The following is a 22,265-nucleotide window of genomic DNA, read 5'->3' on the forward strand; positions in this document are numbered from 1 at the left end:
ATAATGACCGCGCATTCATACCGTCAAGTCAGGCGTACTCCTTCTACATCCGGAGTCGCGCCATTTATCTGGAGAGATTACATGCCCTCGTTCGACGTAGTGTCAGAGCTCGACAAACACGAAGTCACCAATGCCGTCGATAATGCTATCAAAGAGCTAGACCGTCGGTACGATCTTAAAGGCAAAGGGACGTTCGAGTTTAAGGAACTAACGGTCAACTTGACTGCTGAGGCAGACTTTCAACTTGAAGCGATGATCGAAATTCTTAAGTTATGCCTGCTAAAACGAAAGATCGATGCGAAGTGCCTTGAGGTAAAAGATGCGTTCGCCTCTGGCAAATTGATGAAGCAAGAAGCGGTGCTAAAAGAAGGCATTGATAAAGAATTGGCGAAAAAAATTGTCGCGCACATCAAAGAGGCCAAATTAAAAGTCCAAGCTGCAATCCAAGGTGAGCAAGTGCGTGTCACGGGTAAGAAACGTGATGATCTGCAAGAAGCGATGGCGGTGCTGCGTGGTCAGGATTTCGGCATGCCGCTGCAATTCAATAATTTCCGTGACTAAGGAGAAATAAATGGATTTGAATAATCAGGTTGATCATCTAGTTAGGGTGTCGGAGGCTTGGCTTCCGATGTTCTTGCAGTACGGTAGTCGCTTTTTGTTAGCCCTGGTAACCCTTGGCATTGGTTGGTGGCTGATTAACATCGCTACCCGCAAGCTGGGGGGCTTGCTGGCGTTGCGTAAAGCCGATCTGGCGCTGCAGGGATTTATCAGCAGCCTGGCGAACATCATTCTGAAAATTTTACTGGTCGTCAGTGTCGTCTCAATGATCGGCATCGAAACGACGTCCTTCGTGGCTGTAATCGGTGCTGCAGGTTTGGCCATTGGTTTGGCGTTACAGGGCAGTCTGGCAAATTTTGCAGGTGGCGTCCTGATTCTGCTGTTCCGTCCGTTCCGCATTGGCGACTGGATCGAAGCCCAGAGCATTAGTGGCACGGTGGATAATATCCAAATTTTTCACACGGTATTGCGCACAGGCGACAACAAGACTGTGATCGTGCCCAACGGTATTTTGTCCAACGGGATTATCATCAATACCAACCGTCAGCCCACTCGAAAAGTAGTGTTCGACATCGGTGTGGATCACGATGCCGACCTCAAGCAAGCGCTGAACGTGTTGTTGGAAATGGCACAAGACCCGCGTGTTCTGCTGGATCCTGCGCCGGAAGCGGTTGTTTCGGCATTGGGCGAGAACGCTATCACTCTGTCGCTTAGGGCTTGGACAAAAACCAGTGACTATGGCGCTGTTGTTTCGTACTTCAATATTGAGGTGCTGGATCGTCTGAAATCAGCTGACATCTCTATCCCTTCACCGCAGCGTATGCTTTGTGTGATGCAGGAAGTGCCTGCGAAATAACAGGGTCATGCTGCGGCAGTTTCTTCGTAAACAAATTCTCTTTGCTCAGGAGGTCCCGGTTGCGACTAAAAAGAGTCCTGCTGATTTGGCTGGTGTTAAGTCTATTCGCGGGCTGGCGTATCTGAGGCAGGTGTTGTCTGAGCAGCCTTGGTTGCCTCGGCTGCCCGAGTACGGCGTACTTCCTGTGACCAGTGAATGGCGATCATGATCAGCGTAGGAATACCCATTAGTGCGGTGATCATGAAGAAATCGTGATAGCCAAACCGCTCTACCATCACCCCGGAATAGCCTCCGATCAAACGCGGCAATAGCAGCATTATCGAACTGAGTAGAGCGTATTGGGTCGCGGAAAACTTAAGGTTGGTCAGGCTAGACAGATAGGCGACAAAGGCCGATGTTGCGAGCCCTGAGCTGAAGTTATCCAGGGAGATCGTCAAGATCAGCATCTGCAGGTTTGCGCCCATGTCGGCGAGCAGCAGGAACAGTAGGTTCGTGGCGGCAGACGCAGCACCGCCGAAGAACAGAATCGGCAAGATGCCGAATCGCACGATCAGTAACCCTCCAAAGCCGGCTCCCAGTAGGGTCATGACCAAGCCGAAAAGCTTGCTCACGCTTGCTATCTGGTCCTTGGTAAAACCTTGATCTATGTAAAAAACGTTGGCCATCACGCCCATTACGGTGTCTGACATTCGATAGGTAGCGATCAACCCCAGCAGCAGAAAAGCTTGCCACCGATAACGGCGAATGAAGTCGTTAACCGGAGTCAGCACAGGAGCTAACCCGCGCCGCCCAGCCGATGACAAGCACAGTGTAGTGAGCACCACGTAAAGAATGGCGCGCAGAAAGGCACGGTCTTCCATGAGCAAATTAGCCCAGCTTTCCCCGCCAAAGAGCACGCTGGCGAAGTCGGTGTAGTAAAGCTGAGTAAACATCGCTGGCACGGAGACCAACAATATAATCAGCACGAAAACCGAGGCCAATTGGTGGCTGAAGCCGTATCGAGCAGCTGACAGCTGAGTGCGCAACGGCACTGGGGATTCACGCATGACGAGGGTCGTCACTAAAGCCGGCAGCATCAATAATCCGAAAAGGATATAAGTGCCGGCCCACGCTGAGTGTTTATAGCTGAAGCCGGTAGAGCCAAAGCCTTCGGCAATATAGAGCGCACCAGCCGTGGCCAGAAGTGCAGCAATGCGGTATCCCGACATGTAGCTGGCAGCAAGTGCGGCTTGGCTGCTTTCTTCAGCAATCTCCAAGCGGTAGGCGTCTATGGCGATGTCTTGGGTCGCGGATGAAAAGGCTACCAGCACGGCGATAGCTATCAACCAGGAAAGGTGTTTTTGCGGATCGCAAAAGCCCATGCCAATCAAGCCGATAACAACCAGCGACTGCGAAAGCACCAGCCAGGAGCGTCGTCGACCGAGCCGACCAAGAAACGGAAGGCGCCATTGATCCAGCAGTGGTGACCAGACCCACTTAAAGGCATATGCCAATCCGATCAGGCTCGCATAGCCGATGGTTTCACGGGCAACACCGGCCTCACGGAGCCAGACCGACAACGTCGAAAATACCAGCATGTATGGCATGCCGGCGGCGAATCCGAGCAATAACATTACAAACGCTGAGGGCGTGGCATAAGCGGCGAGCGCTGCGCGCCAAGTTTTACGGGGCATGGGCTGAAGTCTGCCTCAGGTTACGAAAACAAAGGGCGCACTCTAACCGCTGTACTCTATCGGGCGCCAGCCATGGCGCTGCATATCTATCCGATTATTCAAGACCATGATGCCTTCTGCTCGCAAACGGGCGCGTTGTTCGTCGCCCGAAACGGATCCTGCGGGTAAGCGGATGATTCCGCTAGCGGCGACCACGCGATGCCAGGGAAGGCTCGTACCGTCGGGTAATTGGCTTAGCGTTCGACCGACCCAGCGTGCAGCTCGGCCTAGCCCTGCCATTGCGGCCAACTGTCCGTAGCTCACCACTTTGCCTTCCGGAACTTGATTCAGGGCTAAATAAAGTGTGGTGCGTCGAATCTCGACTAGCGTTGGGTGTGAAATAGGTTCCGAGGTAATGGGGTCAGTCAAGCGTTCATCCTGTTACATAACGTTGGTCGGATCATGAGGAACTCGGGCAAAGTCTCGGGGTCATTGAACACAGAATGTCGTCCTTGGGGGATGATGCCCGATCTATGCCAGAATTCGAGCCTTGCCGACGCTTATGTTGTCTAGAACCCTGCTGTGTCTTGCTGTTGTCAGTGCCTCCACACCGCTTCTTGCGGACACCGTCTGGATGAAAAACGGTGACAAGCTAACCGGTAAAATCTCTGTTTTTGATGGCGGTAAGCTGTTGTTGCAGACCGACTACGGTGGAGCGATTCCACTGGATTGGAAGCAGGTCAAAACCTTGCAAAGTGATCAGAAATTGCTGGTCAAACAAGACCAGTACACCGGCGAAATCGCTAAGTCGTTGCAGCCGGCCGAAGATGGCAAAGTGATTTTGGCTAACGGCGAAGCGCCTAAGACGGTTGACCTTTCAAGCATCCAACAAATTATGAAACCCAAACCAGTGATTACGGATCTGGTGTGGAAAGGTACTGTTGATGCCGCGCTGAACTTTCAGCGCGCGGAAAATAATACCGACGATTACAACATTGCCTTTAAAACATCTGCACGTCATGGGTTTTGGCGGCACAACGCCAAGAGTGAATATAACCGCGAGACTCAAAACAACGCGGTTAGCACCAATAACTGGAATGCTGAGTATTCCATTGACCGCTTTTTGACGGATAAATGGTTTTGGGAAGGTCGCTTGACCTATAAGCGTGACTATGTTGAAAACCTTGCTCGTCAGCGCGTAGTGGGCACCGGTCCAGGTTATCAATTCTGGGACGATGAATTGGGGGCATTCTCGTTGGGTTCGCTTATTAACCGGACTGACTATGAATATTCCAGCGGCATGAAAGATAATTTTTATTCAGCCGCGATCAAGTGGGACTATAACCGCTACCTTATCGGTAAAAAGGTCGAATTTTTCACCAACGGCGAGCTGGGTAAACCGCTCAGTGGCGTTGCGGACTACAGTCTGGATTCAGAGGTGGGGTTGCGTTACAAGGTCACCGAGTGGGCTTCTCTTAACCTCAAGGCTGAAAAGAATGTAATCAGCGGCGCTTCGCAAGGCGACTTGAATAAAACGCGTTATACCGCAGGGTTTGGTGTGGCTTGGTAAGCGTTACTGCTTTTAAGAGGTTCTTCGCCGTCTACTTGGCGAACAAGTTCCCAGCCAGTTTAAAAACCTGTGGAAGCGAACGTGTTCGCGAAGAGCCGAGCTAAAGAATTTTGAGTCGCGCGGTATTAAACCCGTAACCCACCGTCCAATTCCAGAATCCTGCCGCTGAAGTAGTCGTTTTCCAAAATATAAGCCGCCGAATGGGCGATTTCTTCAGGTTTGCCCATGCGCTTAAGTGGAATGCCAGCGGTCATTTTTTCCAGCGCTTCAGGTTTCATCCCGAGGGTCATTTCAGTTTCAATGAAGCCCGGGGCAATAGCTGCTACACGAATACCATAGCGCGCCAGTTCTTTTGCCCAGGTCACAGTTGCTGCTGCAACCCCGGCCTTGGCTGCCGAGTAATTGGTCTGGCCGACGTTCCCTGCGCGGGAAATTGATGAAATGTTGATGATCGCACCTGAGTTTTTTAGCTCGATCATTTTCGCCGCCACTTCGCGGGTACACAGGAACACGCCAGTCAAATTGACGTCGATCACTGCCTGCCATTGGGTCAGCGACATTTTGGTCATTTCACCGTCCTTGACCTTGATCAACAGCCCATCGCGTAGAATGCCGGCATTATTGATAAGGCCATGGATTGCACCAAAGTCATTAGCGACCTGAGTGACCATATGGGTCACTTGCTCTTCGTTGGCGACGTTACAAAGGTAAGAGCGTGCTTCGACGCCCAAGGCTTTGCACGTATGAACTGCTTGGTCGAGTTTTTCCTGATTCAGGTCTACCAAAGCGAGTTTCATGCCTTTGCCAGCCAGATATTCGGCCATCGAGCGACCCAAGCCTTGGCAACCGCCAGTGATAATTATTATCTTGTCTTTCAATTGCATGTGCGTGGCCCAATAAACAATCGGTGGTGCTGCAAAAATTCTGAGTGGTCGTCTGCGTCCGACGGACTCTTCATTAGGAGATAAAGATGAGCGCGAAAGCCGGTAAGCATGCCCGAGAACTGTTACTCAAGGAATACCGCGGCGCGCTGTCCACGCATTCCAAGTCAATGCCTGGGTTTCCGTTTGGCTCTGTCGTGCCATATTGCATGGACGATCAAGGTAGGCCGTTGATTCTGATCAGCCGCATTGCTCAGCACACTCATAACCTGCAACAAGACCCTAAGTGTTCGCTGCTGGTGGGAGAACGCGGCGCGGAAGACGTTCAGTCAGTGGGGCGAGTGACAGTGATGGCTGAGGCCGAGAAGATAAAGGATCCTGCTGCAATTGAGGCGGCTGCGTGGCGTTATTATCGTTTCTTCCCTGAAGCGCAGAGCTACCATATCGCACATGATTTTGATTTTTGGGTATTGGTACCGGTGCGTTACCGCTTCATTGGCGGTTTCGGTGCTATCCACTGGCTCGACGATGTAGCATTGGCCAACCCTTTTAGCGGGGCGGCCGAAACGAGCATGGTCGAGCATATGAATGAAGACCACACCAAAGCCATTGCCCATTATGTGGAATTGGCCGGTCTAACGCCGACTCCGCCGGCCGTCATGGTGGGCGTCGACAGCGAAGGTATGCACCTTCTGATAGGTCAGGGCATTCACAGGCTTACTTTTGGACGACCTTGTAATACGCCGACACAGGTTCGCGAAGCCTTGGTTGAATTGGCTCATGCCGAAAAATGGCCGGGGGACAAAGCGCAGCAAGCTTGAATTAACGCTTTTGCGACGCCACATAGGTTTATTGACAGCCATCTTCCCTTGAGGAATTCATTGATGCGCGTTTTTATGGTGCTGTTTGTACTGTTCCCGATGTTGGAATTGTTCGTTCTGATCAAAGTTGGCATGGCCATCGGTTTTTTACCCACTATCTTGCTGGTCGTCGCCAGTTCGATGCTGGGCGTGTTCTTGATTCGTGTGGCGGGATTTGCGACTGCGTTGCGCGCTCGCGAAAGCCTTTCACGGGGCGAACTGCCAGCTCAGGAGATGCTTGAAGGGTTGATGATTGCCGTCGGCGGTGGCTTGTTGTTGCTGCCCGGCCTAATCAGCGACGTTATAGGCGTCATTTGTCTATTGCCGATCACGCGTCGGGTGCTGGTTAATAAGCTGCGTACGCGAGCAGAGGCTCAAGCGACGCGCCAGCGTGCGTTTGCCGATGACCCTTACGCGGGTGATGGCCTGAGCCGTCCAGGTATGTCGCCGCCGGGTAATCGTTCGCCGAACGTCATAGAGGGTGAGTTCGAACACCGCGATAAGTAATCACGCGACGTTCGGTTTGGGACTATTCAACTGTTTTCTTCGTTATAGCCGTCTTACGGATAGCAAAAAAAATACACCTCAAGCCTTGTAATCAACTTGCTCGCCCTTATGTATGGGTCACCGCAAGGTTTCTGATGAATTCATCAGACCGTATTCTGCGTTTCGCTTGTCGAATCGCGACCGGCCGAGCCGGATGTTCCACCTCACCGGTGTCGTCACCGGGATGTTTAAACCATAATTAGGAGAGATCGACAATGAAGCTTCGTCCTCTGCATGACCGCGTCGTAATCCGTCGCAGCGAAGAAGAATCTAAAACCGCTGGCGGTATTGTTTTGCCAGGTTCGGCTGCTGAAAAGCCTAACCGTGGCGAGATCCTTGCTGTAGGTACCGGCCGCGTGCTGGACAACGGCGAAGTGCGTGCGCTGGCTGTGAAAGTGGGTGACAAGGTGGTGTTCGGCCCGTACTCCGGCAGCAACACCGTGAAAGTAGACGGCGAAGACCTGCTGGTGATGAGCGAGAACGAAATTCTCGCAGTCGTCGAAGCCTGAGTCCTCCCCGCGAATTTCCCATTACTTCAAAGTATTTAAGGAATAACGATCATGGCTGCAAAAGAAGTTAAGTTTGGCGACTCGGCTCGCAAAAAGATGCTCACCGGTGTAAACGTCCTGGCTGACGCAGTTAAAGCGACCCTCGGGCCTAAAGGCCGTAACGTTATCATCGAGAAAAGCTTCGGCGCCCCGCTGATCACCAAAGACGGTGTGTCGGTTGCTAAAGAAATCGAACTGAAAGACCGCTTCGAAAACATGGGCGCACAGTTGGTTAAAGACGTTGCTTCCCGTGCAAACGATGACGCAGGCGACGGTACTACTACTGCTACGGTTCTGGCCCAGTCCATTGTAAACGAAGGCCTGAAAGCTGTAGCTGCCGGCATGAATCCAATGGACCTCAAGCGCGGCATCGATAAGGCGACCATCGCTATCGTTGCTGAGCTGCGCAAGCTGTCCAAGCCGTGCACCGACACCAAGGCAATCGCTCAGGTGGGTACTATCTCCGCTAACTCCGATAGCTCCATCGGCGACATCATTGCCGAAGCTATGGAAAAAGTGACTAAAGACGGCGTAATCACCGTTGAAGAAGGCACTGGCCTGGAAAACGAATTGTCTGTTGTTGAAGGCATGCAGTTTGACCGTGGTTATCTGTCCCCGTACTTCATCAACAAGCCAGACACCATGGTTGCCGAGCTGGACAGCCCGCTGATTCTGCTGGTCGACAAAAAAATCTCGAACATCCGCGAAATGCTGCCAGTTCTGGAAGCAGTGGCCAAAGCTGGCCGTCCGCTGTTGATCGTTGCTGAAGACGTTGAAGGCGAAGCCTTGGCGACTCTGGTTGTGAACAACATGCGCGGTATCGTGAAAGTTGCAGCTGTTAAAGCTCCAGGTTTCGGCGACCGTCGCAAAGCCATGCTGCAGGACATCGCTGTTCTGACTGGCGGTACTGTTATCTCCGAAGAAATCGGCCTGAGCCTGGAAACCGCTACCCTGGAACACTTGGGTAACGCCAAGCGCGTTGTACTGAACAAAGAAAACACTACCATCATTGACGGTGCTGGCGTTCGTTCGGACATCGACTCGCGTATTGCTCAGATCCGCACGCAAGTAGCGGACACCACGTCTGACTACGACAAAGAAAAATTGCAAGAGCGCCTGGCCAAGTTGTCCGGCGGCGTTGCAGTGATCAAAGTCGGCGCCGGTTCCGAAGTTGAAATGAAAGAGAAAAAAGCCCGCGTTGAAGATGCCCTGCACGCAACCCGTGCAGCCGTTGAAGAAGGCGTTGTACCTGGCGGCGGCGTAGCACTGGTTCGTGCTCTGCAGTCCATCAGCGACCTGAAAGGCGACAACGCTGATCAGAACGTTGGTATCCAATTGCTGCGTCGCGCAGTTGAAGCTCCATTGCGCCAGATCGTTGCCAACTCCGGTGACGAGCCGAGTGTTGTTGTCGACAAGGTCAAGCAGGGTTCGGGTAACTTCGGTTACAACGCTGCTACCGGCGAGTATGGCGACATGATTGAGATGGGTATTCTTGACCCGGCTAAAGTGACCCGCTCTGCTCTACAAGCGGCGTCGTCGATTGCCAGCTTGATGATCACCACCGAAGCGATGATTGCTGAAATAGTTGAAGACAAGTCATCTGGCGGCGGCATGCCAGATATGGGCGGTATGGGTGGTATGGGCGGCATGATGTAAGCCAGCTTTACCCCTACGCTAGACCCAAAAAAACCTCGCTTTTGCGGGGTTTTTTATGTTTGGGATGAGCATAAGCTCAATTCAACCGTTAAGGCTGGTCGAACGCGTCACGACGCCTTAAGCTGCGCCAGCTTCAAAGGCCATAACTGCATACGGAGACCCTCATGCGAATCCTGCTGGTTGAAGACAACCGCGACATTCTGGCAAACCTGGCTGACTACTTGGGTTTGAAGGGATACACCGTCGATTGCGCGCAAGATGGTCTTTCCGGTCTGCATTTGGCAGCCACCGAACATTACGACCTGATTGTGCTCGACATCATGCTGCCCGGCATTGATGGCTACACCCTGTGCAAGCGTCTGCGCGAAGATGCGCGCCGCGACACACCGGTAATCATGCTAACGGCTCGCGACCAATTGGATGACAGGCTGCAGGGCTTCCGCTCCGGCGCCGACGATTACTTGCTCAAACCCTTTGCCTTGTCTGAGCTCGCCGCTCGTATCGAAGCGGTATTACGTCGTGCCCAAGGAGGCGGTCGACGTACATTAACCGTGGCCGATCTAGAGTATGACCTCGATACCCTTGAAGTCAGCCGCGATGGGCGTCTGCTCAAACTCAACCCGGTAGGCCTCAAGCTGCTAGCGGTATTAATGCAAAAAAGTCCGCATGTACTACGCCGAGAAATTCTTGAAGAGGCGCTGTGGGGTGACGATTGCCCTGACAGCGACAGCCTTCGAAGTCACGTGCATCAGTTGCGCCAGGTGATCGACAAGCCTTTCGCCAAACCTTTGTTACAAACGGTGCACGGCGTGGGTTATCGCTTGGCCGAGGGTCGTGATGGAGTTTAAGCAAAGCCTTGCCCAGCGGATCATCATCGCTTTTGCGTTGATGAGTGCATTGGTGGCAGGGTCTTTCGCACTAGGTATTGTTGCAACGGTTCACCTGGTAGAAGAGAAATTAATTTCCTCGGGGCTAGGCGGGGATCTTAACCGTCTGCTCATGATGGACAGCGTCAGCGACTGGGTTCATCGCCCCGAATCGGATCAATTGTTTTATTACAGCAATGGCCGTGGTGACTTTGCACTGCCCAAGGATTTGCGGCATCTGGCTGCGGGGTTTCATGAGGTCTTCCGTGAAACCTTGTCCTATCACGCGATGGTCGAAATCGTCGACGGCCGACGTTACGTGCTTTTGCAGGATCAAAGCGATTTTGAAGAGCGTGAGCGGGTGTTGTTTGCCGTCGTGCTGGTGGGGTTTGTCCTGGCCCTGGCGTTGGCTGTATTCCTGGGCTGGATATTGGCCCGTCGGGTAATGGCACCGGTTGTGCGTTTGGCCCGACAGGTTCGTCATCGCGACCAGTTGCTGGGGCTGGCGCCACCATTGGCGCCAGACTACGCCGCAGATGAAGTGGGGGAACTTGCAACGGCTTTTGACGCTACCCTGGGTCGCTTGCGTCAGGCGCTGACCCGCGAGCGCCTGTTCACCAGCGACGTGAGTCATGAGCTGCGCACGCCGTTGATGGTGCTTGCCAGTTCCTGTGAGTTGTTGTTAGAAAACCCTAACCTCGATCTTCGAGCCCGAACTCAAGTGCAACGAATCGCCCGCGCCTGTGAAGAAATGCGCGATTTGGTACAAACCTTCCTTATGCTGGCTCGCACTCAGCGCGAAGAAGCTGGGGCGTCGAAAATTTCTCTGGCCGCTGTGGCTGATCAGCTCATCACGCTGTGGCGCGATCCCATCGAACGTAAAGGTTTGGCTCTGGAGTTCGAACCCGGTAATCCCTCTCAAGCCACTTACAGCACGACTTTTCTGTTGGCGGTGATGGGTAACTTGCTACGCAATGCCCTGCATTACACTGACCACGGGTTTATCCGTTTGAGCCTGGAAACCAATGGGTTTGTGGTTGAAGACAGCGGTGTCGGTATTCCCGAAGAAAAACGCGAGGCTATGTTTCAACCGTTTGTGCGTGGTAATGAGCAGCGTGGCGAAGGTTTAGGACTTGGGCTATCACTGGTCCAGCGGATCTGCGAGAACGAAGGCTGGAGCGTAAGCCTCAGCACTATGGCGCCCAATGGCTGCCGGTTCCATGTGGTATTAGCTGAATCATCCACCTAACAAAATGGCCGTTGAGTGGCTTTTAACAGTCTGGCCGTTCACCGATTTTTGCGCTCTCTCAATGCCCGACTGATTTTAACTTCGAACCTTTTATTTTTGACGGTGTCAGATTTGCGCAATAACCCTCTCTCTACGACGCCGTGCGCGAATTGCACGTTTGCGCCGTCTTCTTAAGTCGCCGAACTGTTCATAGTGCGCTCCTCACGACGTTAGAGTGCCCCGCCATTCGTCGTTCAACGAAACAGAGTGACTGGAACTGGTCTATTTTTACGGGAATGTGTTTGGCAGCGCTATCAAAGGTTTAAGTTATGAAACTCGAAATTACCCGAGGTTTGTTTTTGGTTGGAGCGCTTGGGGTTGCGGCGCTTGCGCTCACAGTGTGGGAACAACCTGGTCCGAGGATATTAACTTCAGAGGCAGGTATGGGGCATTGCCCCATACCGCGCATAGCCAAGGTCGAGCAGTTGACTAAGCCGAATCATGATTTGTTGTTATTCATGTACGGTATGACCCAATAGGGCGCGTTGAATCTCGTCTTCCGGCGCCAAGGCACAACAGCGTTGACCGACTGGGGTGGCCAATATGGGTTTACCGTCCAGACGGTAAACCACAGCAAAGTGCTGGCCGTCGCTGTTGTCTCTGTGACCTGCACGCTCAGCAGCTCGGCGATGGTTTCATGAGCATCTGAGTAGCGTTGCTTGGGAAAGGTGCTTAGCTGCGCGAGCATGCCATCGGTACTGTCGGCGAGGTTTTTTTGTCGCGCTGCGATGGCTTTCAGTAGAAGCAATAACGGGCTTTAGGGCGGTGAGGGCGGTGAGTAATGCTCTGGGTCGGAACATGTCCGGCTCCTGTATTTGTCAGTCTGAGTGCGACATCAAAGCGAGTTCAAAAAGGCCAGCAATGCGGCACGCTGAGTTGCATCGAATCCGAGTACGAGTTGTTGTGCGGCCTGTGCTTCGCCGCCGTGCCACAGCACCGCCTCAAGCAGGTTTCGAGCGCGGCCGTCGTGTAGAAACTGCGTATGGCCACTGACTGTTTCGGTCAGGCCGATGCCCCATAGCGGCGGGGTACGCCAGTCCCGCCCCGAGGCCTGAAATTCACTGCGGTGGTCGGCCAATCCCTCGCCCATGTCATGCAATAGCAAATCGCTGTAGGGGCGAATGACTTGATTGGCCAGCTCAGGTTCTGCGGCTCTTGCACCGGTGGTGAATTGAGGGGTATGGCAATGCTGACAGCCAGCTTGATAAAACAGGTTTTTGCCAGCCGTTACCAATGGGCTGTTCACGTCTCGTCGAGCCGGAACGCCGAGGTTGCGACTGTAAAATAGAACCAGCCGCTGGATGTTGTCGCTGACCTCTGGTCTGCCGCCATGGGCTGCCTGGCGGCAGTCGGTTTGTGCGAGAGTGCAGTCGTCGGCGGGTTTACGGCTTGTGGTCAGGCCCATGTCGCCAGAGAAGGCATGGGCGTTTTGCTGATCAAGGCTTGGTTGTCCCGCTTTCCAGCCAAAGCGTCCTAGGACGATGTCCTGTTTTACGTCATCCCACACCCAATTGGGGCGTCCGGCGATGCCTTTTCCGTCGGCAACTTGCGCATCGGCCTGCGCCAAAATCGCCTCCTCAGGGATGGCTTCCAGCAGACCCAGCCCAATCATAGGTGGCGCGATGCGTGCAGAGAATTGCGTCTGCGGATGCATTGGTCCATAGCCCAGGTCAGTGACCTGCAGCGTCGGCTTACGCAATGAGACCTGAGTGCCGTCGAAAAATGTTACCGGCAACACTTCGTATTCAACCCGAACTTTACCTTCAGCGACAATGCCGGGGATGGCCATGTCTTGCAGCTGAGCTCCATAAACAGGTTCGGGTAACACGCCGGTACGTTCGATAAGCGCTGCAAACGCAGGGTCATAGGGGATCGACAGGCGTACTAACATCGACACTGCATTGACCGCCCCCGCTGCTGGAGGATGGCCGCGACCGTCCTTAATGTGACAATTCTGGCAGGCGTTGGTGTTGAACAGCGGCCCCAATCCATCGCGGGCAGCGGTGGTCGACGGTGCAATGACCCAAGGGTTACGAAAGAAACTGTTACCGACGCTGAAATCCAGGCGCCGAAGCGGTGAGAGGTTGGCGGACGGCATAGAAAAAGCGTTTCGATCCGTCTTCTTAACCGTGGCGCTTCCGCCGGACAACGCCTCCCCCGGTTCTGCGTGGGTGAAGCGCGGAGCGTCGTCACAGGCGCTCAACAGAATGGCCAGAGTGGAGGGCAGAAAAGGGCGAAACGAAAACATAAATATCCTGTTAGAGCTGATATTGGGGCGGGTGGTGGACGAATTAATTAAAACGAATGCTCAGCGTTCTCCGGGTTCAAGTCAGTAATGCCCAGCCGGCTCGCGGCGTGTTCAATCGCGCCGGTCTGGGTGACCAGCGAAGCGATGGCGTCGCGCACTACTTGATTACCTTCAGTGTTGCCAGGCGCGATCAACTGATCGAAGTGTTGGCCGTTATTGGCCCGGTCAACAATCATTTGCAGCTTCGCCTGTGTGCCGTCCAAGTCGGACCTCAGCGTTGCATCTAACGTGTCGTCGATCTTGGCAACCAATGAAGATAAGCTCGGGCCGCTGATTTTTTGGCCGTCCACCCGGATGTATTCCCCCAGGTAAACATTGCGAATACCCACGCCGTTGTAGAAGTGGGAGTGGTGAGTGTTGTCGCTGAAACAGTCGTGCTCGTCTTCGCTTGAGTTTGCTTCCAATGCAACTTTCATGCGTTCACCGGCGAGTTCGCCTAGCGATAGGCTACCCATGCCAAACAGCATTCTGCGCAAGCCGTTTTTGCCTGACTCAGCCTCGAGCCTGGCGCGGTAGTTATCGGCGACGTCAGGTTTCCAGTTGTTGACCATGGTCTCAAGGTCGGTAACGAGTAGATCAGTCACCGCTTTGAGGTATTCGCGACGACGGTCGTTATTGCCCCCGGTAGCGCCAGGGCCCTCAATGTAATCGGTAGCAGGGCGTTCGCCAGCGCCTGCATCGGTGCCGTGCAGGTCCTGCCCCCATAGCAAAAATTCGATGGCGTGATACCCCGTCGCCACGTTTGCTTCGGAACCGCCCAGCTCATTGAACCTGGCGAGTTTCTCAGCGCTGATCTCTTTGACGTCGATGGTGTCTTCGCCGACCTGAATCTGTGGATTGGCGATGATGTTGGCGGTCGCGCCTGGGTTGCCCAATGCGTGCTGGTAATCGGCGGTGACGTAATCGATCAGGCCTTCGTCCAGAGGCCAGGCGTTAACTTGGCCTTCCCAGTCGTCGATGACGGTATTGCCGAAGCGGAACACTTCAGCTTGCATGTAGGGCACGCGTGCAGCGACCCAGGCTGCTCGGGCAGCTTTTAGGTTTTTATCGTTGGGCTTGGCCAAGAAGTAGTCGACTGACTTGCGCAGGTGTTTGGCAGTTGATTCGGCATCGCTAAATACTGCAAAAATCATGTTCGTGTAGTTAGCGACCACCGCCTTGGCAGCCGCGTCGTCGAGTTGAACGGCAGTGGCTGATCTAGCATTAGCGGGAACCGGAGAAGACGCTTTTGCAGCGGCAACTTTGTCGTTGCTTTCACCACAGCCAGCGAGAGAGACAGCGATGGCCAGCAGACTAGCTGTTGCCAGGGGCATACGAATCATGACGGGATCCTGCATCGGAAGAGAATAGAACGCGTTAGCACTTAGAAAAGCTGCATCATGATGCGAAAGATTGTCAGTTGGCGTAAGAGGAAAGAGGGCAAAAATTGGTTACATGTCATTACACAATGTAACCGCCAGCGAGCGGTTGCTGGCAGTTATTAGGGCGTTTGTTTTATATCGACGCTTCGTGGAGGCGCTGCGCCTGCTTGAGATAAACCAGCAATTCGCGGGCGGGCAGCGGTTTGCTGTAGAGGTAGCCCTGACCTTCGTGACAACCTTCAGAAATGATGTAAGCCTCCTGCTCCGAGGTTTCCACGCCTTCAGCGATCACCTGCATACCCAGGCTTTTGCCTAACTGGATGATGGCGCGAACAATGGTCGCATCGTCATCGTCGTCGATCAGGTCTTGTACGAAGCTCTTGTCGATCTTGATTTTGTCCAGCGGCAAACTTTTGAGGTAACTGAGGGAAGAATAACCGGTGCCAAAATCATCGATGGCGATCAGCGCACCGGAGCGACGTAAACTCAGCAAATGCTGAGCAGCGGTGCTGATGTCTTCCATAAGGCCGGTTTCGGTAACTTCCAATTCCAGGCTGCGGGGCGGTAGCCGGTAGATCTGCAGTAGGTTATTGACCACCCTTGGCAGCTCGGCGTGGTGCAGTTGCACGGTGGATAGGTTGACGGCCATGCGCAAGTCGCTGAAACCCTGGTCATGCCATTCGCGCAATTGTCGACAGGCTTGATCAAGCACCCATTCACCTATCGCGATGATCGTACCGTTTTGCTCGGCCAAGGGGATGAATAGGTCCGGCGGTACCAGACCGTGTTCCGGGTGTTGCCAGCGCAAAAGCGCTTCAACGCCGACCACACGGTTGTCGCGATAGCTGATCTGCGGTTGATACACCAAGTACAACTGGTTGCGTGACAGGGCATCGCGCAAGTCTTTTTCAAGTTCACGGCGGCGACGCATTTCGCTGTCAACGCTGGCGATATAGAACTGGTAACGGTTGCGCGAACGAGATTTGGCCAGAGTCATCGTCTGCTCGGCTTTCTGCAACAGTTTTTCAGTGCTATCGCCATCTTCCGGGAACAACGTGATACCAATCGTGGCGCGCAGGCGAATTTCCTGCAAATCCAAGGCAAAGGGCGCTTCAAGGTCGTCGAGAATGTTCTGCGCCAACTCGGCGGCCTCATAGGGCTGCTCGATATCGGCCTGCACCAGCGCAAACTGATCGCCGCCCAAGCGCGCCAAAGCACCTAGGCGTCCGCTGTGGCCGCGTAAACGGTCTGCCAGAGCCAGCAATAGTTGATCGCCGGTCTCGTAGCTGAACTGTTCATTAATGCCTTTAAAGTCATCCAGGCCGACACACAATACAGCCACGCGTCGTTGCAAGCGGCCGGCGTCAACAAGAATTTTATCCAGCTGCTGTTGGAATTGCTGGCGGTTAGGCAGGCCGGTGAGAAAGTCGTAATGCGCCATGCGTAATAGGCTGTTTTCGGCTTCGTGACGCAGATGGGTGTTGCGCTCGATGGATGCCAGAAGTTGGTTTGCGGTATTGACCCAAATGCCCAGTTCGTTTTTTTCGTGGCCTTTAAGCAGAGGTAATAGATGCTCGCTGGGCCGATCTGGATTGATGTTCGTCAGGTGTTCGATGATTTTTGACAGCGGTTTGGTCAACAGCCAGTGGTAGACCAGATACAGCACCAAGCCCATCGCCAAGGCGCGTAAGACGCCAGAAATGAAGATGATCACCGAGCTGACAATAAAGCTCTCGCCATAGGTCGCGGTATCAAGGGTGATGCGTAGGTCGCCGTAGTACTCGCTGTAAGGACCGCGACCTACCAGTTGGGTGGTGAAGCTGCGCTCTTGACCGAGAATCAAGTCGGTCAGCCAACGGGTGGAGGTTTGTTGCAAATCACGGGATTTTTCCGCAAGCATCGTTTCATTGGGGTGGCCGATAGACGCTTTGCGCACGGCACTGTCTTGAAACAGGCCCTCAATGACTTGCATGCCCATTTCGCGGTCCAGGCTGTAGACCGCCTGCGTCGAAGGGTCGCGGAACATGCCGAGGATACGCTCCGCATCGTGAGCGACGGCTTGGCGAGTCTTATAGGCATCGAAGACGATCTGCGCACAACTCAATACCACACCTACTATCAGCGCCGAAAGCAGTACTACCCGCAGCAACTTCACCGACAGGCTGTTTTTAAGTTCCAGCTTCAAATGGTTATTCCTTGATCCGTGCTGGGCGCGCGACCGTCTACGCGTGTTGGCGAACAAATCTGCTTGTGAAAGAGGCTTCGCAGCCAAAGAGCTCGTATGCGAATGCCGCCCTTAACGCTTTTTAGAATACCGGGGTAGGGCTGTCCCTACTGTGTCGGTCATATGCCTAGGGAACTTTAGAGCGGCTGTGAGAAATCGTGGAGATTTGATATTAGTGCGCTATTGCAGGGAGACAATAAAGGAAAGAGCGGACTTCAGGCGAAAAAAAACCCGGTGTTAGCCGGGTTTCTTGCTGGCGCGTGGCTTAGGCAGTGAAGGCTTTACCTTCGAACTGCTCAGCAACGAACTTCCAGTTGACCAGGTTCCAGAACGCTTCTACGTATTTCGGCCGCACGTTGCGGTAATCGATGTAGTACGCATGTTCCCATACGTCGCAGGTCAACAGCGGCGTGTCGCCACTGGTCAGCGGGTTGCCGGCGCCGATGGTGCTGGCCAAGGCCAGGGAACCGTCGGCTTTCTTCACCAGCCAGCCCCAGCCGGAACCGAAGGTGCCGATGGAGGTCTTGCTGAACTCTTCTTTAAATTGGGTAAAAGAACCGAACGTAGCGGTAATGGCGTCAGCCAAAGCGCCGGTAGGTTCGCCGCCAGCATTTGGCGCCAGGCAGTTCCAATAAAAGCTATGGTTCCAGACTTGAGCAGCGTTGTTGAATATGCCACCCGAAGAGCTCTTGACGATTTCTTCCAGGGTTTTGCTTGCGAACTCAGTTCCAGGCACCAGGTTGTTCAAGTTCACGACATAGGTGTTGTGGTGCTTGTCGTGGTGGAATTCCAGTGTTTCACGCGAAATGTGCGGCTGAAGAGCATCGTGTGCGTAAGGCAGCGCTGGCAATTCAAAAGCCATGGTTAATCTCCTAATCAGGTCAGTTGCGGTGAGCGCAAGGCCGATCACGGGCGGCCAGACAAAAAAACATACGCCGGGGAGTTTGTACCCTCCACGACGCAGGGTCTGGATCATAGCACCGGGGTTGACCCATAACCACGCAACAACTGTGTGGGATATAGGTTCCAAAGGCTCGTCGGGGAATTGATGATATTGATGAGGCGCAAGCGGTCAATAACGGCTTTCTTTGCGAGGCTCAAGAATTTCTTCTTTAACCCTCAACGCGCCACGACCAATTGCACAGCCACGCTGAACATCATCACCGCCACTAGCAAGTCCAGTAACCGCCAAGTCGCGGGTTTTGCCAGCCATGGTGCGAGCCACGCGGCGCCAACTGCCAATGTGGTGAACCATAGCAACGAAGCGCTAGCGGCGCCGACGACATACGCGCCAGGCACGGTCTGTTGCGCGCCGAGTGAGCCGATCAGCAGCACGGTGTCCAGATACACGTGCGGGTTAAGCAGCGTGACCGCCAACGCACTAAGCAGCACCGCACGCCTTGAGCGCAGACCGGTTTCTTCGTTCTGTTGCAGGCTTTGCGAAGAACAGGCGCGACGCAGCGCTTGGCTGCCGTACCACAGCAAAAAGCCAGCCCCGCCCCAGCGAGCAACGGCCAACAGTGTCGGGTTTTGCGCCAATAGGTTCGCCAGTCCAAACACCCCAGCAGCGACCAACAATGCATCGCACACAACGCACAGGGCGGCCACGGGCAGGTGATGTTCACGGCGCAGGCTTTGTGCCAGAACAAAGGCGTTTTGAGTGCCGATGGCCATGATTAATCCACCTGCCACGAGCAGACCGTTGAGATAGCTTTGCCACATGCGATGTTGCTCCTGATCTTAACTCTTGCGCATAGTCGGTGCCGACGACCGCTATCGCGGTTTTGTCTGGCAAGTGTGGGGTGCAAGCCTGTATAAGAAAAACAAATATTACTGATCGCTCATTAGAGAAAATGATGTTCGACTACAAATTACTGTCGGCATTGGCAGCTGTGATTGAACAGGCAGGTTTTGAACGGGCAGCCCAAGTTCTTGGTTTGTCGCAATCGGCCGTGTCACAGCGGATAAAACTGCTCGAGGCGAGGGTGGGACAACCGGTGCTGATTCGCGCCACGCCGCCTTCCCCGACAGAAATAGGCCGACGGCTACTCAACCATGTGCAACAGGTCAGGCTCCTCGAGCGCGATCTGCAAAGCCAGGTTCCGGCGTTAGACGATGAAGGCATGCCCGAGCGCTTGCGCATTGCGCTGAATGCCGACAGCCTGGCGACCTGGTGGGCGGCTGTTGTGGGGGACTTTTGTGCGCAACAGCACCTATTGTTGGACTTGGTGGTCGAAGATCAGGATGTCGGACTCAAGCGCATGCGGGCCGGGGAAGTCGCGGCCTGTCTGTGTGGCAGCGAACGGCCGGTCGCCGGTGCTCGTAGCGTATTGCTCGGCGCCATGCGCTATCGTGCGCTGGCCAGTCCCGCGTTTATCGCGCGGCACTTTGCGCAGGGTGTCACGGCAGAGCGACTGGTACGTTCGCCTGCGCTGGTCTTCGGTCCTGACGATTTTCTGCAGCATCGATACTTGGCGTCACTGGGCGTGGACGGTGGCTTTGAGCATCACTTGTGCCCGTCGTCCGAAGGGTTCTTGCGCATGATTGAGGCCGGACTCGGTTGGGGCTTGGTTCCTGAAGTGCAAGTGCGCGATCAGACACAGCGCGGGATGCTGGTCGAGCTACTGCCGGGTCAGCCCATTGATGTGCCGCTGTATTGGCATCATTGGCGCAATGGTGGTCAGTTGCTCACGCAGTTGACCGAGCTTCTGACGCGCCGCGCTGGCGAATGGCTCGTGCCGCTTGACTCGCCATGAACGTCTTTCTATCTGCACTTGTCATGCACACACAGCTAACGGAGCGGTAAATGAAGATTCTGGTCACCGGCGCAAGCGGCTTTATTGGCGGACGCTTCGCACGTTTCGCGCTAGAGCAGGGTTTGAGCGTGCGGGTCAATGGTCGTCGCGCCGAGGGCGTCGAGCACCTGGTGCGTCGGGGTGCGGAATTCATTCAGGGTGATTTGTCCGATCCCGAATTAGTCCAGCGGTTGTGTCAGGACGTCGAAGCCGTGGTGCATTGTGCTGGCGCGGTGGGTGTGTGGGGCCGACGCCAGGTCTTTCAGCAGGGCAACGTTGAGGTGACTGAAAACGTTGTCGAAGGCTGCCTGAAACAGCACGTGCGACGCTTGGTGCATGTCTCTTCGCCGTCGATTTATTTCGATGGTCGCTCTCACCTGGACATCAAAGAAGAACAGGTGCCCAAGCACTTCAACAATCACTACGCCGCCACCAAATACCTGGCTGAACAAAAGGTGTTCGGGGCTGAAGAGTTCGGTCTTGAAGTCATTGCCTTGCGTCCGCGATTCGTTACCGGCGCAGGCGACAACAGCATCTTCCCGAGACTGCTAAACATGCAGCAAAAAAAGCGGTTATCGATCGTCGGCAATGGCTTAAACAAAGTTGACTTCACCAGCATCCAGAACCTCAACGACGCCATCTTCAGCAGCTTGTTGGCGGCGGATTCGGCGCTGGGCAAAGCCTACAACATCAGCAATGGTGCGCCAGTGCCCTTGTGGGATGCGGTGAATTACGTGATGCGCCAAATGGACATGCCGCCTGTCACTCGTTATCGCTCTTACGGCCTTGCCTACAGTGCTGCTGCCTTAAATGAGGGCGCCTGCTTTCTATGGCCGGGTCGTCCAGAGCCGACATTGTCGCGGTTGGGTATGCAGGTAATGAGCAAAGATTTCACGTTGGACATCAGCCGCGCCAGGCTTTATTTGGACTATGAGCCCCGTGTCAGCCTATGGGCGGCACTCGACGAATTTTGTGGCTGGTGGAAGGCACAACAATCGAAATGACCCCGGTCGGCTTAGCGAGCGATTGGAGTGGTTATACTGCAGTCCATTTTTGACTCCGCGTCCCATGAAGGTTTAACCATGCGTAACGATCCTCACGACGACTTCGATGATGTGCCGCACCTCAGCGCCAAAGACGACGAGGATGATGATTTTGTACCCGCCGCCGCTGGTGGCGCGCGGGATCGCAACATTCCGTACTCGCGTACCGCGCCTGCGGTAGTGGTCAAGCGCGCCAATACGGGTCCGATCTGGGCGTTGGTCGGTGCCTTGTTCATTGCCTTCGCTGGACTCGCCTGGTGGAGTTTTCAGCAGACCTCATTGATGGAGCAACAGCTTGTAGCGACCCAGGAAAGCTTTGCGCGTATCAGTGAAGACGCCGCCGGGCGCCTCAAGGATATCTCCGGCAAAGTGGTCGCAACGGAATCGGTTGCCACCAATGGCAGTGAAGCGATGAAGCTGCAATTGCAAAAACTGGAAAGCAAACTAAACGATCAAAGCAAGCAGCAGGAAGGTGTCGCGGGCCAACAAAGTGGGCTAGATAAGCGCCTGCAGCAAATGTCGGCGCAAACTACCCAGTTGCAGACGGCCAACGCTCAATTACAGGATCAGGTGAAGAGCCTGACGGGTGAATTGAATACGTTGAAGGGATCGCAACCCGATTCAAAAGCCATTCAATCGGCTCAGGCACTACTGGATGCGCAGTTAAAAACCGTGAGTGCTGACGTGGCCGCGCTGAAAAAGCAGAGTAACCCTAGTGTGGCCATTGACCGTCTTGAGCAAGAGCTACTGGTGCTAAAGAGCCAACAGGACAACCGTCCAACCGGTTCCGCTCAAGGCAGTGCAAGCACCGCCGAGTTTGATGCATTTCGAGGTCAGGTCACACGCAACATCAACACCCTGCAAAGCCAGATTCAGAATTTGCAGCAGCAGATTACTGCCAAGCAGTGATCCACTCCTATTAGGCGAACGTAACAAATCCCCGACTCTCGCGAGCCGGGATTTTTATTCCAGGCTGATTAAATCGTTGGATGGCGCGTTATCAGCATGGGAGCAGGAGGCCAGGGATAGAGCTGAAACGAGTAGGATAATTCCTTTCATTTGTTTCTCCGGGGTTGTGAATGCAAGAGTTGAGAGGGTGACCGGGGGCTACCAACTGCCATACGGAATGCCGAAGCGTTCGATGTATTGCTTCGAGTCCTTGGTTTGTTGGAAGTGGTGCCCGTTTGATTTACCCAGATACGGGCCTAAAGGCTCGACTTCGACTTGTACGCGGTTGAAGGCGACTCGGCGTA

21 protein-coding genes and 1 pseudogene are annotated in these 22,265 nt (G+C 54.2%); 13 read left to right on the plus strand and 9 right to left on the minus strand.

The genetic code is table 11. From position 1 onward, the window contains the following. The first annotated feature begins 81 nt into the window (after positions 1 to 81). Both QN378_RS20830 and QN378_RS20835 read left to right on the plus strand, forming a co-directional pair. Positions 82 to 561 (plus strand): YajQ family cyclic di-GMP-binding protein, encoded by a 480-nt coding sequence (locus QN378_RS20830; protein WP_322166009.1) that lies wholly within the window; start codon positions 82 to 84, stop codon positions 559 to 561. Between the two features lie 10 nt (positions 562 to 571). Next, positions 572 to 1,414, plus strand: a complete 843-nt coding sequence (locus QN378_RS20835) for a mechanosensitive ion channel family protein (protein WP_323550718.1) — start codon at positions 572 to 574, stop codon at positions 1,412 to 1,414. Positions 1,415 to 1,515: 101 nt separating this feature from the next. On the opposite strand, the gene QN378_RS20840 is transcribed toward QN378_RS20835, so the two are convergent. Further along, positions 1,516 to 3,087: an AmpG family muropeptide MFS transporter gene (locus QN378_RS20840; protein WP_322205325.1), complete on the minus strand. Its 1,572-nt coding sequence runs from the start codon at positions 3,085 to 3,087 to the stop codon at positions 1,516 to 1,518. Positions 3,088 to 3,129: 42 nt separating this feature from the next. Further along, positions 3,130 to 3,495 (minus strand): MGMT family protein, encoded by a 366-nt coding sequence (locus tag QN378_RS20845; protein ID WP_407074087.1) that lies wholly within the window; start codon positions 3,493 to 3,495, stop codon positions 3,130 to 3,132. A 133-nt stretch (positions 3,496 to 3,628) separates the two neighbouring features. On the opposite strand from QN378_RS20845, the gene QN378_RS20850 reads away from it, so the two are divergent. Next, on the plus strand, positions 3,629 to 4,636 hold the full coding sequence (locus QN378_RS20850; protein WP_322206926.1) for a DUF481 domain-containing protein: 1,008 nt from the start codon (positions 3,629 to 3,631) through the stop codon (positions 4,634 to 4,636). A 125-nt stretch (positions 4,637 to 4,761) separates the two neighbouring features. On the opposite strand, the gene QN378_RS20855 is transcribed toward QN378_RS20850, so the two are convergent. Further along, entirely contained in the window at positions 4,762 to 5,520 is a 759-nt protein-coding gene (locus QN378_RS20855) for an SDR family oxidoreductase (protein ID WP_322205324.1), read from the minus strand. A gap of 86 nt (positions 5,521 to 5,606) precedes the next feature. Here QN378_RS20855 and QN378_RS20860 point away from each other — a divergent pair, with 86 nt between their 5' ends. The 7 genes from QN378_RS20860 to QN378_RS20890 all read left to right on the plus strand — a co-directional run bounded on the left by QN378_RS20860 (position 5,607) and on the right by QN378_RS20890 (position 11,760). Next, positions 5,607 to 6,338, plus strand: coding sequence for a HugZ family protein (locus tag QN378_RS20860; protein ID WP_323550719.1), 732 nt, complete (start codon positions 5,607 to 5,609; stop codon positions 6,336 to 6,338). A gap of 63 nt (positions 6,339 to 6,401) precedes the next feature. Further along, positions 6,402 to 6,884, plus strand: coding sequence for an FxsA family protein (locus tag QN378_RS20865; RefSeq protein ID WP_322205322.1), 483 nt, complete (start codon positions 6,402 to 6,404; stop codon positions 6,882 to 6,884). Between the two features lie 254 nt (positions 6,885 to 7,138). Continuing rightward, positions 7,139 to 7,432 carry a co-chaperone GroES gene (locus tag QN378_RS20870; RefSeq protein ID WP_020292988.1) on the plus strand — a complete coding sequence of 98 codons (294 nt, stop codon included), beginning with the start codon at positions 7,139 to 7,141 and terminating at the stop codon, positions 7,430 to 7,432. Between the two features lie 51 nt (positions 7,433 to 7,483). Next, positions 7,484 to 9,127: a chaperonin GroEL gene (gene groL / locus QN378_RS20875; RefSeq protein ID WP_322205321.1), complete on the plus strand. Its 1,644-nt coding sequence runs from the start codon at positions 7,484 to 7,486 to the stop codon at positions 9,125 to 9,127. Positions 9,128 to 9,291: 164 nt separating this feature from the next. Continuing rightward, complete coding sequence (gene colR, locus QN378_RS20880; protein WP_322205319.1) at positions 9,292 to 9,975, plus strand: two-component system response regulator ColR; 684 nt, start codon at positions 9,292 to 9,294, stop codon at positions 9,973 to 9,975. Continuing rightward, positions 9,965 to 11,242, plus strand: coding sequence for a HAMP domain-containing sensor histidine kinase (locus QN378_RS20885; protein WP_322205318.1), 1,278 nt, complete (start codon positions 9,965 to 9,967; stop codon positions 11,240 to 11,242). The genes colR and QN378_RS20885 overlap by 11 nt, the downstream gene beginning before the upstream one ends. Before the next feature lie 308 nt (positions 11,243 to 11,550). After that, positions 11,551 to 11,760 (plus strand): hypothetical protein, encoded by a 210-nt coding sequence (locus QN378_RS20890; protein WP_322205317.1) that lies wholly within the window; start codon positions 11,551 to 11,553, stop codon positions 11,758 to 11,760. A 122-nt stretch (positions 11,761 to 11,882) separates the two neighbouring features. Here QN378_RS20890 and QN378_RS20895 read toward each other — a convergent pair. From QN378_RS20895 to QN378_RS20920, 6 genes and pseudogenes are all read right to left on the minus strand, one after another. Further along, positions 11,883 to 12,040, minus strand: a pseudogene (locus tag QN378_RS20895) (imelysin); the annotation flags it as partial. A gap of 76 nt (positions 12,041 to 12,116) precedes the next feature. Next, complete coding sequence (locus QN378_RS20900) at positions 12,117 to 13,529, minus strand: di-heme oxidoredictase family protein (RefSeq protein ID WP_323550720.1); 1,413 nt, start codon at positions 13,527 to 13,529, stop codon at positions 12,117 to 12,119. A 47-nt stretch (positions 13,530 to 13,576) separates the two neighbouring features. Then, a complete protein-coding gene (locus QN378_RS20905; protein WP_323550721.1) occupies positions 13,577 to 14,911 on the minus strand; it encodes an imelysin family protein in 1,335 nt (444 codons plus the stop codon). A gap of 172 nt (positions 14,912 to 15,083) precedes the next feature. Then, a complete protein-coding gene (locus tag QN378_RS20910; RefSeq protein ID WP_323550722.1) occupies positions 15,084 to 17,135 on the minus strand; it encodes a putative bifunctional diguanylate cyclase/phosphodiesterase in 2,052 nt (683 codons plus the stop codon). Between the two features lie 304 nt (positions 17,136 to 17,439). Continuing rightward, positions 17,440 to 18,036 carry a superoxide dismutase gene (locus QN378_RS20915; RefSeq protein ID WP_322205313.1) on the minus strand — a complete coding sequence of 199 codons (597 nt, stop codon included), beginning with the start codon at positions 18,034 to 18,036 and terminating at the stop codon, positions 17,440 to 17,442. A 257-nt stretch (positions 18,037 to 18,293) separates the two neighbouring features. Continuing rightward, positions 18,294 to 18,896, minus strand: coding sequence for a LysE/ArgO family amino acid transporter (locus tag QN378_RS20920; protein ID WP_322205312.1), 603 nt, complete (start codon positions 18,894 to 18,896; stop codon positions 18,294 to 18,296). A 134-nt stretch (positions 18,897 to 19,030) separates the two neighbouring features. Here QN378_RS20920 and QN378_RS20925 point away from each other — a divergent pair, with 134 nt between their 5' ends. The 3 genes from QN378_RS20925 (at position 19,031) to QN378_RS20935 (ending at position 21,921) form a co-directional block, all read left to right on the plus strand. Then, complete coding sequence (locus QN378_RS20925) at positions 19,031 to 19,930, plus strand: LysR family transcriptional regulator ArgP (RefSeq protein ID WP_322205311.1); 900 nt, start codon at positions 19,031 to 19,033, stop codon at positions 19,928 to 19,930. Positions 19,931 to 19,980: 50 nt separating this feature from the next. After that, positions 19,981 to 20,973: an NAD(P)-dependent oxidoreductase gene (locus QN378_RS20930; RefSeq protein ID WP_322205310.1), complete on the plus strand. Its 993-nt coding sequence runs from the start codon at positions 19,981 to 19,983 to the stop codon at positions 20,971 to 20,973. 78 nt (positions 20,974 to 21,051) lie between these two features. Beyond that, positions 21,052 to 21,921, plus strand: coding sequence for an ATPase (locus QN378_RS20935; RefSeq protein ID WP_323550723.1), 870 nt, complete (start codon positions 21,052 to 21,054; stop codon positions 21,919 to 21,921). Positions 21,922 to 22,265 lie beyond the last annotated feature (344 nt).

The sequence above is a fragment of the Pseudomonas sp. 10S5 genome, from assembly GCF_035019745.1.
GTDB lineage: Bacteria > Pseudomonadota > Gammaproteobacteria > Pseudomonadales > Pseudomonadaceae > Aquipseudomonas.